General features: G+C 72.5%; 13 protein-coding genes and 1 tRNA gene. 10 read left to right on the top strand and 4 right to left on the bottom strand.

Going from position 1 to position 14110, the window contains the following annotated elements; genetic code table 11:
- Window positions 1–153 precede the first annotated feature (153 nt).
- The 3 genes from ACL02R_RS18500 to ACL02R_RS18490 form a co-directional block, all read right to left on the bottom strand.
- Complete coding sequence (locus tag ACL02R_RS18500) at window positions 154–993, bottom strand: S-methyl-5'-thioadenosine phosphorylase (RefSeq protein ID WP_412798039.1); 840 nt, start codon at window positions 991–993, stop codon at window positions 154–156.
- On the bottom strand, window positions 990–1340 hold the full coding sequence (locus ACL02R_RS18495) for an FmdB family zinc ribbon protein (RefSeq protein WP_412798038.1): 351 nt from the start codon (window positions 1338–1340) through the stop codon (window positions 990–992). Before ACL02R_RS18495 ends, ACL02R_RS18500 begins: the two co-directional genes overlap by 4 nt.
- A 111-nt stretch (window positions 1341–1451) precedes the next feature.
- Window positions 1452–3005, bottom strand: a complete 1554-nt coding sequence (locus ACL02R_RS18490) for a potassium/proton antiporter (protein WP_412798067.1) — start codon at window positions 3003–3005, stop codon at window positions 1452–1454.
- A gap of 149 nt (window positions 3006–3154) precedes the next feature.
- Here ACL02R_RS18490 and ACL02R_RS18485 point away from each other — a divergent pair, with 149 nt between their 5' ends.
- A complete protein-coding gene (locus ACL02R_RS18485) occupies window positions 3155–5863 on the top strand; it encodes a penicillin acylase family protein (RefSeq protein WP_412798037.1) in 2709 nt (902 codons plus the stop codon).
- Between the two features lie 56 nt (window positions 5864–5919).
- On the opposite strand, the gene ACL02R_RS18480 is transcribed toward ACL02R_RS18485, so the two are convergent.
- Window positions 5920–6552 carry a 5-formyltetrahydrofolate cyclo-ligase gene (locus ACL02R_RS18480; RefSeq protein ID WP_412798036.1) on the bottom strand — a complete coding sequence of 211 codons (633 nt, stop codon included), beginning with the start codon at window positions 6550–6552 and terminating at the stop codon, window positions 5920–5922.
- A gap of 131 nt (window positions 6553–6683) precedes the next feature.
- On the opposite strand from ACL02R_RS18480, the gene galU reads away from it, so the two are divergent.
- From galU to ACL02R_RS18435, 9 genes are all read left to right on the top strand, one after another.
- A complete protein-coding gene (gene galU / locus ACL02R_RS18475) occupies window positions 6684–7595 on the top strand; it encodes a UTP--glucose-1-phosphate uridylyltransferase GalU (protein WP_412798035.1) in 912 nt (303 codons plus the stop codon).
- The gene (gene glp / locus ACL02R_RS18470) at window positions 7588–8862 is read left to right on the top strand and encodes a gephyrin-like molybdotransferase Glp (protein WP_412798034.1); all 1275 of its coding nucleotides are present in this window, start codon (window positions 7588–7590) and stop codon (window positions 8860–8862) included. Before galU ends, glp begins: the two co-directional genes overlap by 8 nt.
- 23 nt (window positions 8863–8885) lie before the next feature.
- Entirely contained in the window at window positions 8886–9365 is a 480-nt protein-coding gene (gene moaC / locus ACL02R_RS18465) for a cyclic pyranopterin monophosphate synthase MoaC (RefSeq protein WP_412798033.1), read from the top strand.
- The gene (locus ACL02R_RS18460; protein WP_412798032.1) at window positions 9362–9850 is read left to right on the top strand and encodes a MogA/MoaB family molybdenum cofactor biosynthesis protein; all 489 of its coding nucleotides are present in this window, start codon (window positions 9362–9364) and stop codon (window positions 9848–9850) included. Before moaC ends, ACL02R_RS18460 begins: the two co-directional genes overlap by 4 nt.
- Window positions 9847–10470, top strand: coding sequence for a GNAT family N-acetyltransferase (locus ACL02R_RS18455; RefSeq protein ID WP_412798031.1), 624 nt, complete (start codon window positions 9847–9849; stop codon window positions 10468–10470). Before ACL02R_RS18460 ends, ACL02R_RS18455 begins: the two co-directional genes overlap by 4 nt.
- A gap of 139 nt (window positions 10471–10609) precedes the next feature.
- A complete protein-coding gene (locus tag ACL02R_RS18450) occupies window positions 10610–11536 on the top strand; it encodes a hypothetical protein (protein ID WP_412798030.1) in 927 nt (308 codons plus the stop codon).
- Window positions 11537–11584: 48 nt separating this feature from the next.
- Window positions 11585–11658: transfer RNA gene (locus ACL02R_RS18445), tRNA-Ala, on the top strand.
- A gap of 299 nt (window positions 11659–11957) precedes the next feature.
- Window positions 11958–12599 carry a DsbA family oxidoreductase gene (locus tag ACL02R_RS18440; RefSeq protein WP_412798029.1) on the top strand — a complete coding sequence of 214 codons (642 nt, stop codon included), beginning with the start codon at window positions 11958–11960 and terminating at the stop codon, window positions 12597–12599.
- Between the two features lie 28 nt (window positions 12600–12627).
- Window positions 12628–14088: an MFS transporter gene (locus ACL02R_RS18435; protein ID WP_412798028.1), complete on the top strand. Its 1461-nt coding sequence runs from the start codon at window positions 12628–12630 to the stop codon at window positions 14086–14088.
- Window positions 14089–14110: the final 22 nt, after the last annotated feature.

Below are 14110 nucleotides of genomic sequence, written 5' to 3'. Positions count from 1 at the left end.
TGGACGATGCAGGGCCTGTGGAAAACTTCATCACCCGTACGAGGGACCCGCGGCGGCTGCCACCCGTTTCAGGACAGCGCAGCCCATGTCCGAGCAGTGAAAAGGCCCGTGTGTCACGCACGGGCCCGGTCCCGCCGTACGGCGGGACCCGTGTCACGGCAGCGCGATCCCGGGGTCCTGCCCCATCAGGGCGTCGGCGCACAGACAGTCCCGCTCGCCGGTCTCCGGCAGCTTGCCGATCACGTCGAACAGCACCCCGCGCAGCCGCCCGATGTTCTGGGCGAAGACCTCCAGCACCTCCGCGTGCGAGACGCCCTCGCCCACGTCCGCGCCCGCGTCCAGGTCGGTGACCAGCGTGAGCGAGGTGTAGCACAGCTCCAGCTCACGGGCGAGCACCGCCTCGGGGTGACCCGTCATGCCCACGACCGACCAGCCCTGCGCCGCGTGCCAGACCGACTCGGCCCTGGTCGAGAACCTGGGCCCCTCGATCACGCACATCGTCCCGCCGTCCACGGCGTCCCAGTCGTGGGCGCGGGCGGCGGCGAGCGCGGCGGAGCGGCCCACCGGGCAGTACGGGTCGGCGAAGGTCATGTGCACGACGTTCGACCGGCCGCCGTCCGGCAGTGGCTCACCGTCGTAGAACGTCTGTACCCGGCTCTTGGTGCGGTCCACCAGCTGGTCCGGGACCAGCAGCGTGCCGGGCCCGTACTCGGCCCGCAGCCCGCCCACCGCACACGGCCCGAGGACCTGCCGGACGCCCAGGGAGCGCAGCGCCCAGAGGTTCGCCCGGTAGTTGATCCTGGCGGGCGGCAGGTGGTGTCCCCTGCCGTGGCGCGGCAGGAACGCCACGCGGCGTCCGGCCAGCTCGCCCACGACCAGGGAGTCGCTCGGCGGGCCGTAGGGCGTCTCGACGGTGACCTCGGTCACGTCGTCGAGGAACGAGTAGAACCCGGACCCGCCGATGACGCCGATGTCGGCCGCGGGCAGGCTCATGCGGCGGAGGCCGCGCTGCCCGCGCTCGGGGCGGTCGAGGACGAGGACGACGACCCGGACGAGCCGGAGCCGCCCGAGGCGGACGACGAGCCGCCCGCGGAGTCAGCCTTCTTCTCGGCCTTGTCGGCCTTCGCCGACGACGACGGGGCCGGGCTGCTGGACGACGTCGCGTTACGGCTGTCGTTGCGGTAGAAGCCGGAGCCCTTGAAAACGATACCGACGGCGGAGAAGACCTTCTTCAGCCGCCCCTGGCACGAGGGGCACACCGTCAGGGCGTCGTCGGTGAACTTCTGCACCACTTCGAGACCCTCGTTGCACGCGGTGCACTGATACTGATACGTCGGCACGTTCATCCTCCTGGCACTCATCCCTCTGGAGTGCTAACCACTCTCCATCGTGCAACATTCCGGCCCTCCAAGTCCACTGCCGCCCCTCCGCGCGGCTCCCCGCCGGTGCCGTCACTCGCTGCGCGGCGGGGGTGCGACGGCGTCAGGGGCGGACAGCCAGCCCGCCAGTTTGCCGCCGCGCCCCACCGCGATCAGGCGGCGTTCCACGGCGTCACGGACGGCGTCCGTCGCCACGACCAGCAGTTCGTCCCCATGGCGCAGCACGGTGTCCTGACCGGGGACGAAGCTGCGGCCGTCGCGCACCACCAGCGTGACGGCGGCCTGGGGCGGCAGCCGCAGTTCGGCGACCTCCACGCCGTGCATGCGGGATCGCTGCGGGATCGTGACCGAGAGGAGGTGGCCGCGCAGCCGTTCCAGCGGGGCGGACTCGATGTCCACGTCCACGGTCTTCTCGCCGTCCCCCAGCCGCAGCCGCCGGGCGACCCAGGGCAGTGTCGGCCCCTGGAGCAGCGTGAAGACGACGACCAGGACGAAGACGACGCTGAAGATCCTGTCGCTGTCGGGCACGTCCGCGACGACGGGGATGGTCGCCAGCACGATGGGCACCGCGCCGCGCAGTCCGGCCCATGACAGGAGCACCTGCTCGCGCCAGGGGCGGCGGAAGGGCAGGAGGCACAGCAGCACGGACAGCGGGCGGGCGAGCAGGGTGAGGACGCCTCCCACGATCAGCGCGGGCACGAGGTCGTCCCCGAGGGTGTCCGGATTCACCAGCAGGCCCAGCAGGACGAAGAGCCCGATCTGCGCCAGCCACGCCACCGCGTCCGCGAACCCCCGCGTGGCGGGCCTGTGGGGCAGGCCCGCGTTCCCCAGGAGCACGGCGCAGACGTAGACGGCCAGGAAGCCGCTGCCGTGGAGCAGGGCAGCCGACGCGTAGGCGAGGACGGTCAGTGAGAGCACGGCGATCGGGTACAGGCCGGCGGCGGGCAGCGCGACGGCCCGCAGTCCGTAGGCACCGGCCTTGCCGACGAGGAGGCCCACGGCCAGTCCGATGGCCAGCTCGGTCACGATCTCGGCCGGGAGGACGTACCACTGCTCCGCGGTGCTGTGGGAGCCCAGTTCGGAGAAGCCGACCACCAGGATGACGACCGGGGCGTCGTTGAACCCGGATTCCGCCTCCAGCACGCCGGACAGCCTTCTGGGGAGGGGTACGCGGCGCAGTACGGAGAAGATGGCCGCGGCGTCCGTCGAGGAGACGACGGCGCCCATCACGAGCGCCGACTGCCAGCCGAGTCCCACGAGGTAGTGCGCCGCGGCGGCGGTGATCCCGACGCTGACGCCGACGCCCGCGGTCGCGAGGACGGCGGCGACGGGGAGGGTGGGCCTGATGTCCCGCCAGCGCGTGCCGAGGCCGCCCTCGGCGAGGATGACGACGAGGGCGGCGTAGCCGATCAGCTGGGTCAGCTCGACGTCGCTGAACTCGATGCCGATGCCGTCGGAGCCGAGGGCGACGCCGATCGCCAGGTAGAGCAGCAGCGACGGGAGGCCGCTGCGGGACGTGAGGCGCACGGCGGCGACGGCGACCAGCAGGACGAGGGTGGCGGCCAGCAGCAGTTCGTTGAGGCGGTCGACGGTCAGGGGCGGGTCCTCTCCTCGGAGCGCTGACAGCGGGGATATGGGGTAATTCGCGCCATGTGCCGCGAATTTACCATCATATGATCGCGGCGATCCGGGCGGCTGACTCCCCGTAGGCTCACCTCAGTGGCCGTATGTCTATGGTTGCTTCCCATCGCTCAGCTGCCCTGCGAAGGACAGAAATGCCCGCCAAGAAGCCCAGGCGACGCGGTCGTCTGCTCGTGATCGCGCTCGTCGTCATGCTCCTGGCCGGTCTCGGCTACGGCGCCTACTGGAGTGTCAGTACCGTGCGAGCCTCCTACCCGCAGGTCTCGGGGGAACTCGCGCTCGACGGACTGTCCGCGCCGGTCACCGTGGAGCGCGACGCGAACGGCATCCCGCAGATCTACGCGAGCACCCCGGAGGACCTGTTCCGCGCGCAGGGGTACGTCCAGGCGCAGGACCGGTTCTACGAGATGGATGTGCGGCGCCACATGACCGCCGGGCGGCTGTCGGAGATGTTCGGCGAGGACCAGCTGGAGACCGACGCTTTCCTGCGCACCCTCGGCTGGCACGCGATCGCGCAGCAGGAGTGGGACCAGGAGCTGTCCGAGGACACCCGGGCGTACCTGGAGGCGTTCTCGTCGGGCGTCAACGGCTACCTGGCGACGCACAGCGGGGCGGAGCTGTCCGTGGAGTACGCCGCGCTGGGTTTCGTGAACGACTACGAGCCGGAGGCGTGGACCCCCGTGGACTCCATCGCCTGGCTCAAGGCCATGGCGTGGGACCTGCGCGGCAACATGCAGGACGAGATCGACCGGGCGCTGATGGGCCAGCGGCTCTCCCCCGAGGAAATCGAGGACCTGTACCCGGACTACCCGTACGACACCGCCACGCCGATCGTCTCCGAGCCGGGCGACAACACCGGGGAGTTCCCGCCCCTGGACGGCGAGGTGGGCACCATGGGCGCGGAGGAGGCACTCGAAGGCGCGTCGACGCAGCTGGGCGCGCTGTCGCAGACGCTGAGCGACCTGCCCGGCCTGCTCGGCCCCGAGGGCAGCGGCATCGGCTCGAACTCGTGGGTCGTCTCGGGCACGTACACGACGACCGGCGCGCCCCTGCTGGCGAACGACCCGCACCTCTCGCCGTCACTGCCCGGCATCTGGTACCAGATGGGCCTGCACTGCACCGAGCTGAGCGCGGAGTGCCCGTACGACGTGTCCGGTTTCACGTTCTCCGGCATGCCCGGTGTGATCATCGGCCACAATCAGTCGATCGCCTGGGGCATGACCAATCTGGGCGCGGACGTGACCGATCTGCGTCTGGAGAAGCTCAGCGACGGCAACTATCTGCGCGACGGCGAGCAGGTCCCGTACGAGACGCGCTCCGAGACGCTGAAGGTGGCGGGCGGCGAGTCGCGCGAGATCACGATCAGGTCCACGGAGAACGGGCCGATCATCTCCGACCGCCTCGACGAGCTGGCCCAGGTGGGCGACAGCGCGCCGGTCGACGAGTCCGGCCCCGACCGCGGCGACGGGTACGCCGTCTCCCTCACCTGGACCGCGCTGCGGCCGTCCCACACGATGGACGCCGTCTTCGCGCTCGACCGCGCGACCGACTTCGAGGACTTCCGCGCCGCAGCCCGCGACTTCGCCGCTCCCTCCCAGAACATGATCTACGCCGACACCGCGGACAACATCGGCTACCAGGCCCCGGGCGACATCCCCGTACGCGGCCGGGGCGACGGCCGCTACCCGGCGCCCGGCTGGGACTCCGCGTACGACTGGCGCGACGAGTACGTCCCGCAGGAAGACCTCCCCTGGGAGATGAACCCCGAGCGCGGCTACATCGTCACCGCCAACCAGGCCGTCATCGACCCCGCCGACGACGCGAACGACGTCTTCCTCACCGAGGACTGGAGCTACGGCACGCGCAGCAACCGCATCGGCGAGCTGATCGCGGAGAAGATCGCCGACGGCGGCAAGGTCTCCCTCGGCGACATGCAGGAGATCCAGCTCGACAACCAGAACGCGATGGCGGAGGAGCTCGTCCCCTACCTCCTCGACATCGAGGTGTCGGACCCGTACGTGCGCGAGGCGCAGGAGCTGCTGGAGGGCTGGGACTTCAGCCAGGACGCGGACTCCCCCGGCGCCGCGTACTTCAACGCCGTGTGGCGCAACCTGCTCAACCTGGCCTTCGGCGAGAAGCTGCCGAAGGAGCTGCGCGTCGAGGACCAGTGCCTGCGCGTCACCCCGGCCGACGAGTCACAGCCGCTCGACGACCTGACGGGCCGTCCGCGGACGGTCGTCGAGTGCGGCGAGCGGTCGCCCGAGACCGCGCAGCCGGACGGCGGCGACCGGTGGTTCCAGGTCGTGCACGGCCTGCTGGAGGACCCCGACAACGCCTGGTGGTCCGCTCCCGCGACCGCCGACCAGCCCGCCGCGGAGAACCGCGACGAGCTCCTCGCCCGCGCCCTGCGCGACGCACGCTGGGAGCTGACCGCCGAGCTGGGCAAGGACGTCAGCACGTGGAGCTGGGGCCGGCTGCACCGCCTGATGCTGAACAACCAGACGCTCGGCACGGAGGGTCCGGGCCCGGTGCAGTGGCTGCTCAACCGCGGCCCGTGGAACCTCTCCGGCGGCACCGACGCGGTGGACGCCAGCGGCTGGAACGCGGCGGGCGGCTACGACATCACCTGGGTGCCGTCCATGCGGATGATCGTCAGCCTGGACGACTTCGACGAGTCCCTGTGGATCAACCTGACGGGCGCCTCGGGGCACGCGTACCACGACAACTACACCGACCAGACCGAGCTGTGGGCGCGCGGCGAGTACCTGCCGTGGGCGTACGGGCGGGACGCGGTGGGCGAGCGGTCCGCGCACACACTGGAGCTGGTCCCCGGCGGGGAGTGACATGCCGGGAACCGGGGGGCGGGCCCGCCCGTTCCCCCGGTGAGCGCCCCGGCGGTTCAGCCCGCCGCGCCGTCCCCGGACCGCCCGCCGGGGAAGCGGAAGACCTCCTCCGGGGTGACCGCCGCGTGGACGAGCTGGTCGTGCGGTTCACGCGGCAGCTCGGCGACCACCTCGTGCCCGTACACCAGGGCCACGAGCGCCGGACGTGTGCCCGCCGCCGCCAGGCGGGCGAGCGCCCGGTCGAAGCTGCCGCCGCCACGGCCCATGCGGACGCCGCGCCGGTCCACCGCCAGACCGGGCAGCAGGACGGTGTCCGCGCGGGTCACGGCGTCGGGGCCCAGGCGCGGGCCGCCCGGCTGGAGCAGCCGGATGCGCCCGGCGTGCTCGGCCTCCACGAGCCGGTCGCGGCCCTCGTACACGGCCCAGTCGAGGTCGTCGTCCGGCAGCAGCACCGGCAGCAGGACGCGCACGCCGCGCCCGGCGAGCCCGGTGAGCAGCTCCGCCGTGCCCGGCTCGCTGCCGACCGACACGTACGCGGCGACCGTGGACGCGCCCGACACCTCGGGCAGTTCGAGGACACGCCGCGCCAGCGCGCGGGCCGCCTGGGCGATCTCGTCGTCCGCCATCGCGGCGCGCACGGCGAGCAGATCCCGCCTGACCTCCCGTTTCAGCAGGGCCCTCTCCTCCATGATCCCCACCCGCTCCCTTCACACACGGTCCCGATTTCCACGCAATCAGATGCCGCCCAAACCCGCTCATAACGCGACGTTCATCCGCAAAGTACTCGGTCCACGCACACTAGATGGATAAAGTGACCGGCATGACGTCACCACGCCCCCGGATCAGCAAGGCTGTCATTCCCGCCGCCGGGCTCGGCACACGGTTTCTCCCCGCCACCAAGGCCACTCCCAAGGAAATGCTGCCGGTCGTCGACCAGCCGGCCATCCAGTATGTGGTGGAGGAGGCGACGGCGGCCGGTCTGACCGACGTGCTCATGATCACGGGGCGCAACAAGCGGCCCCTTGAGGACCACTTCGACCGCAATTACGAGCTGGAGGACGCCCTCCGCCGCAAGGGCGACGACGAACGCCTCTCCCGCGTCCAGGCGTCCACCACGCTCGCCACCATGCACTACGTCCGCCAGGGCGACCCGAAGGGCCTCGGCCACGCCATCCAGTGCGCCGCACCGCACGTCGGCGACCAGCCGTTCGCCGTCCTCCTCGGCGACGACCTGATCGACCCCCGCGACCCCCTGCTGACAATGATGATCGACTGCCAGGCCGAGCACGGCGGCAGCGTCATCGCGCTCATGGAGGTCGACCCGGAGAACATCCACCTCTACGGCTGCGCCGCCGTCGAGCCCATCACCGACCGCGTCATGCGCGTCACCGGCCTGGTCGAAAAGCCCGACACCGCCGACGCCCCCAGCAACCTCGCGGTCATCGGCCGCTACGTCCTGCACCCCGGCGTCTTCGAGGTCCTGGCCAAGACCCCGCCGGGACGCGGCGGCGAACTCCAGCTGACCGACGCACTCCAGGCGATGACCGGCGACTCCGCCCTCGGCGGCCCGGTCCACGGCGTCGTCTTCAAGGGACGCCGCTACGACACCGGCGACCGGAGCGACTATCTTCGGGCCATCGTCCGTCTCGCCTGCGAACGCCCCGACCTCGGCCCCGGCTTCAGGTCCTGGCTGCGCGGCTACGTCGCCGAGGAGATGCCCGGTCTTGACTGACACCTGGTCCGTCGAAGAGCACCTGAACGACATCCTGGCGGCCGTCCGGCCCCTGGAGCCGCTCGCCCTCCCGCTCCTCGACGCCCACGGCTGCGTCCTCGCCGACGACGTGCCGGTGCCCGCGCCGCTGCCCCCGTTCGACAACAGCTCGATGGACGGGTACGCGGTGCGGACCGCCGACGTCGAGGGCGCGAGCGCGGACTACCCGGCCGTCCTCACCGTCGTGGGGGACATCGCCGCGGGACACGGCGCGCCCGCCGCCGTGGGGCCTGGCCAGGCGGCGCGCATCATGACCGGCGCGCCGCTGCCGCCGGGCGCCCAGGCCGTGGTCCCCGTGGAGTGGACCGACGGCGGGCTCGGCGGCGGCCCCGCCGACGCGATGCCGTCCACCGGCGGCCCCGAGGTCCGCGTCCTGCGCCCGGCGCACGCCGGGCAGCACATCCGGGCGCGCGGCAGCGACGCGCGCCCCGGCACCGTCGCGCTCACCGCGGGCACGGTCCTCGGACCGCCGCAGCTCGGCCTGCTCGTCGCCACAGGACACGCCACCGCCGCCGTACGGCCGCGCCCGCGCGTCGTCGTCCTGTCCACCGGCAGCGAACTCGTCCCGCCGGGCCGGCCCCTGGAGCCGGGACAGATCCACGACTCGAACAGCTACCTCCTCACGGCCGCCGCCCAGGACGCGGGCGCCGTCGCCTTCCGCGCCACCGCCGTCGCCGACGACCCGGCGTCGCTGCGCGCGGCCCTCGACGACCAGCTGGCCCGCGCGGACGCGGTCGTCACCAGTGGGGGCGTCAGCGTGGGCGCGTACGACGTGGTGAAGGAGGCGCTCACCGGCTCCGTCGATTTCCGGCGCCTCGCCATGCAGCCGGGCAAGCCCCAGGGGTTCGGTCTGCTGGGGCCCGGCCGCGTACCGCTGTTCGCCCTGCCGGGAAACCCGGTGAGCGCCTATGTGTCGTTCGAGCTGTTCGTGCGCCCCGCGCTGCGCGCCATGGCCGGGCACACCCCCGACGCCCTGCACCGGCCGCGCACCACGGCGCGCCTCGTGGCGGACGGGACGCTGGAGTCGCCGTCCGGCAGACGCCAGTTCCTGCGCGGCGCGTACACCGCCCCCGCTGCGGGCGAACGACTGGGCACCGTACGCCCCGTCGGCGGCAGTGGCTCGCACCTCGTGGCCGCCCTCGCCCGCGCGGACGCGCTGATCGAGATCCCGGAGGACGTGTCACGCGTGGCCGCCGGTGCCGAGCTGACGGTGCTGCTGCTGAACTGAGCAGAGGGGTACCGTTACTGCTCATGAACACCCCCCATCTCACCCATCTCGACGGCTCGGGAGCCGCCCGGATGGTGGACGTGACCGGCAAGGACGTCACGGACCGCACCGCACGCGCCACCGGTCGCGTCCTGGTGGCGCCCGAGGTGGTGGAACTGCTGCGCGGGGAGGGCGTTCCCAAGGGCGACGCACTGGCCACCGCCCGCATCGCCGGAATCATGGGGGCCAAGCGCACCCCGGACCTGATCCCCCTGTGCCATCCACTGCCCGTCTCCGGCGTGACCGTGGACCTTGAGGTGACGGACACCGCCGTCGAGATCTCCGCCACGGTCCGCACCACGGGACGTACCGGCGTCGAGATGGAGGCGCTGACCGCCGTGGGCGTCGCCGCGCTGACCCTCGTGGACATGGTGAAGGCCGTCGACAAGGCCGCCGTGATCACCGACATCCGCGTCGAGGAGAAGTCCGGCGGCACGTCCGGGGACTGGAGCCGCGCCCGATGACCGCCTACCGCGCGCTCGCCCTCACCGCCTCCAACCGCGCCGCCGCGGGCGTGTACGCGGACACGGGCGGCCCGCTGCTCGTGGCGGCCCTCACCGAGCTGGGCTTCGCCACCGACGGGCCCCGCGTCGTCGCGGACGGCGAACCCGTCGCCGACGCCCTGCGCGCCGCCGTCGCCGAGGGGTACGACATCGTCCTCACCACAGGCGGCACCGGCATCTCCCCCACCGACCGCACACCCGAGATGACCCGCGCCGTGCTGGACCGCGAGGTCCCCGGCATCCCCGAGGCCATCCGCGCCGCCGGGGCGGCCGCCGTCCCGACCGCCGCGCTGTCCCGCGGACTGGCGGGCGTGGCGGGCGGCACCCTGATCGTCAACCTCCCCGGCTCCACGGGCGGGGTACGCGACGGCCTCGCCGTGCTGCGCCCGATACTGCGGCACGCGGTGGACCAGTTGCGCGGCGGCGACCACCGGCCACGGCCGTGAACGCGCACTTCTGGCCCGTGCAGCTCGCGGACGGACCGGTCGGCCTGCGCCCCATCAGGCTGCGCGACCAGACGGCCTGGCGCGAGGTCAACCAGCGCAACCGCGAGTGGCTACGCCCGTGGGAGGCCACCATCCCGCCGGCGCCGCCCGGACATCTGCCGCCGCGCAGGCCGACGTTCCGGCAGATGGTGCGTCATTTGCGGGCGGAGGCGCAGGCGGGACGGATGCTGCCGTTCATCGTGACGTACGACGGTCGGCTCGTCGGTCAGCTCACGGTCGCGGGCATCACCTGGGGATCGATGTGTTCCGGCCACATCGGGTACTGGATCGACCGTGCCGTCGCCGGGCGCGGTGTCATGCCGACGGCGGTCGCGCTGGCGACGGACCACTGCTTCCGCCACCTCGGGCTGCACCGCGTGGAGATCTGCATCCGCCCGGAGAACGGGCCGAGCCGCCGCGTCGTCGAGAAACTCGGCTTCCGCCCCGAGGGCGTCCGGCCCCGCTATCTCCACATCGACGGCGCGTGGCGCGACCACCTGGTCTTCGCACTGACGGCGGACGAGGTGCAGGACGGATTGCTCAACCGGTGGCGCGAAAGCCGCAACGCCCCTCAGAAATAAAACACGCGTTCGAATTAAAGACCCCATTCGAGTCATGGTTGATAACAATCCGAAGAAACACCCGAGATGACGGCCTGATCGTGCGACACACCGTCCTATTTAGCCGCTCCACCCGGGGGAACCCCTCTACGGTGTCACCGTGAGCAGCAGTGGCCTCATCTTCGCAGTGATCGTCGGCGCCTGGGCCGCGTACCTCGTGCCGATGTGGCTCCGCAGGCAGGACGAGCTGAACGAGGCCCGCCCGACGGAACGCTTCAGCACCGCCATCCGGCTGCTGACACGCGGCAGACGCGCCCCCGCGACGGGCGTGGACACCGCGGTCGGCACCGGCGACGACGCACCGGGCGCCCCCCGGGACGCCGCCGTACCCGCGACCGACCCGTCCCTCCCCGCCATCCCGTCGGCGGACCTCCGCTCGTTCGCCGAGCCCGTGGCCGAACCGCCCGAGCCGACACCCGCGCCCGGCGCCGTCCAGGCCCGCGCGACCGTCCTGGCGCGCCGGCGCCGTACGACGATGGTGCTCTTCGCCGCCTTCACGCTCGGCGGGATCTACGCGCTGTCGGGCGGCGGCTACCTGTGGGTGCCGTGCATCCCGGCCGTCCTGCTGGCCGCGTACATCGTGCACGTCCGCAGGCAGGAGCGGCGGCGTTACGCGGTCGCCGTGGACCGCAGGCGCGCCGAGGAGGCCGCGCGGCGGCTGCGGCAGCGCACGCAGGCGAGCGCTCAGGCGCGGCCGGAGAAGCCGTCGAAGGCGATCGTCGAGCAGACGGACCACGCGGAGTGGGTGGACCAGCAGCGCCGCGCGGCGGCCACCGTGGCGGCCGAGGAGCAGCAGAGCTGGGACCCGGCGCCGGTCCCGCTGCCGACGTACGTGAACGCGCCGGTGGCGCCCCGTACGGCGCGCGGCGTCGACATGGACGCCCCGGACACCTGGAGCGCCGCCCGCTCGACCACGGCGGGCACACCGGCCGCCGCGCCGCCCAAGGCCCAGCCACCGGGCCCCCAGCGGACCCCGCTCTTCGACCAGTACGCGGACGACGACCACCGCCGGGCCTCCGGCGAATGACGGATTTCGGCCCGACGCGGGAGTGCTGTAGAGTTTTCCACGCAGCAAGGGCCTGTAGCGCAGCCTGGTAGCGCATCTCGTTCGCAACGAGGGGGTCAGGGGTTCAAATCCCCTCAGGTCCACAGCTGAAGCCCGTTCGCTACACCAGGTAGAACGGCACACGAGAGGCCCCGCCGACTCCGGTCGGCGGGGCCTCTCGTTCGTGTGTGCCCGGCGGGTTCTTGTGGTGGCTCTTGCTGAAGCCGGCTGTCCGGCTACATGACGCTCTCTCACGTGTCGTGCGGGGCCCTGTGGGCGGTGTGGTGTGTGTCACGGTGAGGTGGGGGTGTGTGGGCTTGGGCTGGAGTCGTACACGGGGGTTGTGGGCTTACCTTCAGGTGGGGACTTACCGAGGGTAAGTTTCCTGCCTACGGTGGGGCGGGTGACAGACATCAGTCTTGAAGTGTGGTCGGATCTGATCTGCCTGTGGTGCTACATCGGCAAGCGGCGGCTCGCTGGGGCCCTGGAGCGGTTCGAGTGGCGTGATGCCGTGCGGGTGCGGTGGCGTAGTTATGAGTTGGACCCCGCTACGCCTGGTGGTGTTGACGAGACCATCGCGCAGCGCATGCTGCGGCGGCAGGGGATTCCGCCGGAGCGGGCCGCGCAGTTGCTCGCGCATGTCTCGCGGGCCGCGGCGGACGAGGGGCTTGAGTACGACCTGGAGCGCGCGCGGCCGGTCAACACCCTGGATGCCCACAGGCTGCTTCATCTCGCCGCCGACCACGGGCTCGCCGACGCCGTGCAGGAACGCCTGATGCGCGCGTACACCCGTGAAGGCGCGCTGTTGTCCGACCACGCCACGCTCGTGCGGCTCGCGGGCGAGGTGGGGCTCGCGGAGGACGCGGCGCGTGCCCTGCTGGCGTCGGACGACCGTACGCGGGAGGTCCGTGAGGACGAGGCGCGGGCCGCCGGGTTGGGCCTGTCGGGCGTGCCGTCGTTCGTCGTGGACGGGCGGTACGCCGTGTCCGGCGCCGAGTCGGCCGATTCCCTGCTCGCCCTGCTGCGCAGCGCTGCGGGCGTCTGACACACCGTTCCGAGAGGTTCCCGTTCCCATGAGTACCGAACTGACGCAGCCGACCGCCTCCGCCCCGCCCGGACTGGGGGCGCGGCTGGGTGTCGTGCTGGCCGTCTGCTGCCTGGCGCAGTTCCTGGTGACGTCCAGCGTCGCCGTCGTCAACGTCGCGCTGCCCAGCATGCGGGAGTCCGGGCTCGGCTTCACCGCCGACAGCCTCCAGTGGATCGTCAACGCGTACACCGTCGCGTTCGCGGGCTTCCTGCTGCTGGGCGGGCGGGTCGCCGACTTCTTCGGGCGGCGGCGCGTGCTGCTCGCCGGGGTCCTGGTGTTCACCGTCGCCAGCCTCGCCGCTGGTGTCGCGCCCAGCGCGGGCGTCCTGATCGCGGCCCGTGCCGTGCAGGGGCTCGCCGCCGCTGTGATCGCGCCGACGACCCTGGCCGTGCTGGGGACGAGCTTCACCGATGTGCGCAGCCGCCACAGGGCGTTCGGTGCGTGGGGTGCCGTGTCCGGGGCGGGTGGTGCGTTCGGCGCGCTGGCCGGGGGTGTCCTCACGGACGCGCTGTCGTGGCGGTGGATCTTCTTCGTCAACGTGCCGGTGGGGCTCGTGCTGCTGGCCGGGGCCGCGTGGGTGGTGACCGAACTGCGGCACCACCACGGCACGGTGCGTGAACTCGACCTGCTGGGGGCCGTCACCGTCACGGCCGCTGTCCTGCTCGCCGTGCTGGGGATCGTGCAGGGCGGGCCCAAGGGCTGGACGTCCGCCGCATCGCTCGGGCCGCTGGTGGCGGGCGTGGTGCTGCTCGCGCTGTTCCTGCTGATCGAGCACCGCTGGGCGCCCAGTCCCCTGCTGCCGCTCGACGTCTTCAAGTCCCGCTCGGTGAGTGCGGCGAACGTCGTGGCGCTCACCAGTGGCGCCGCGCTGTTCGGCACGTTCTACTTCCTCACGCTCTACCTCAGCCAGGTGCGCGACTACAGCCCGCTGCGCACCGGCTTCGCCTATCTGCCGCTCGCTGTGGCGATCATGGTGGCCGCCCAGTTCTGCGCGCCGCTGATCCGGGCGGTGGGGCCCCGTACGACGCTGGTGCTGGGGATGGTCCTCAGTGCCGGCGGCCTGTTCTGGCTCGGGAGGCTCACCGAGGGGTCGTCCTTCGCCGGCGGCGTGCTCGGTCCGACGCTGGCGCTCGGTGTGGGCCAGGGGATCTCGATGTCCGCCACCGCCATCGCCGGTGTGGCCGGGGTGCCCGCCCGGCGGGCCGGGCTGGCGTCCGGGCTGCTCAACGCGGCGCGCCAGCTGGGCGGCGCGGTCGGCCTCGCGGTGCTCGCGGCCGTGGCCGCCGCCCGCGTCACCGGCCTCGCGGAGGGTGGCGTGCCCGGTCCGCACGCGTACGCGTCGGGCTACGGCCTCGCGTTCACCGTCGCCGGGGTCCTGGCCCTGGCGGGCGCGCTCACGGCCCTGGCGGCGCCGGGTGGTACGCCGCGGCGGGGCGGGGCCGCGTAGGGATCGCGGGTGCCCGCCCCGG

It is taken from the genome of Streptomyces sp. MS19 (assembly GCF_047200595.1).
In the GTDB taxonomy this organism is placed as follows: Bacteria; Actinomycetota; Actinomycetes; order Streptomycetales; family Streptomycetaceae; genus Streptomyces.
This window is presented reverse-complemented; position numbering and strand designations above follow the sequence as displayed.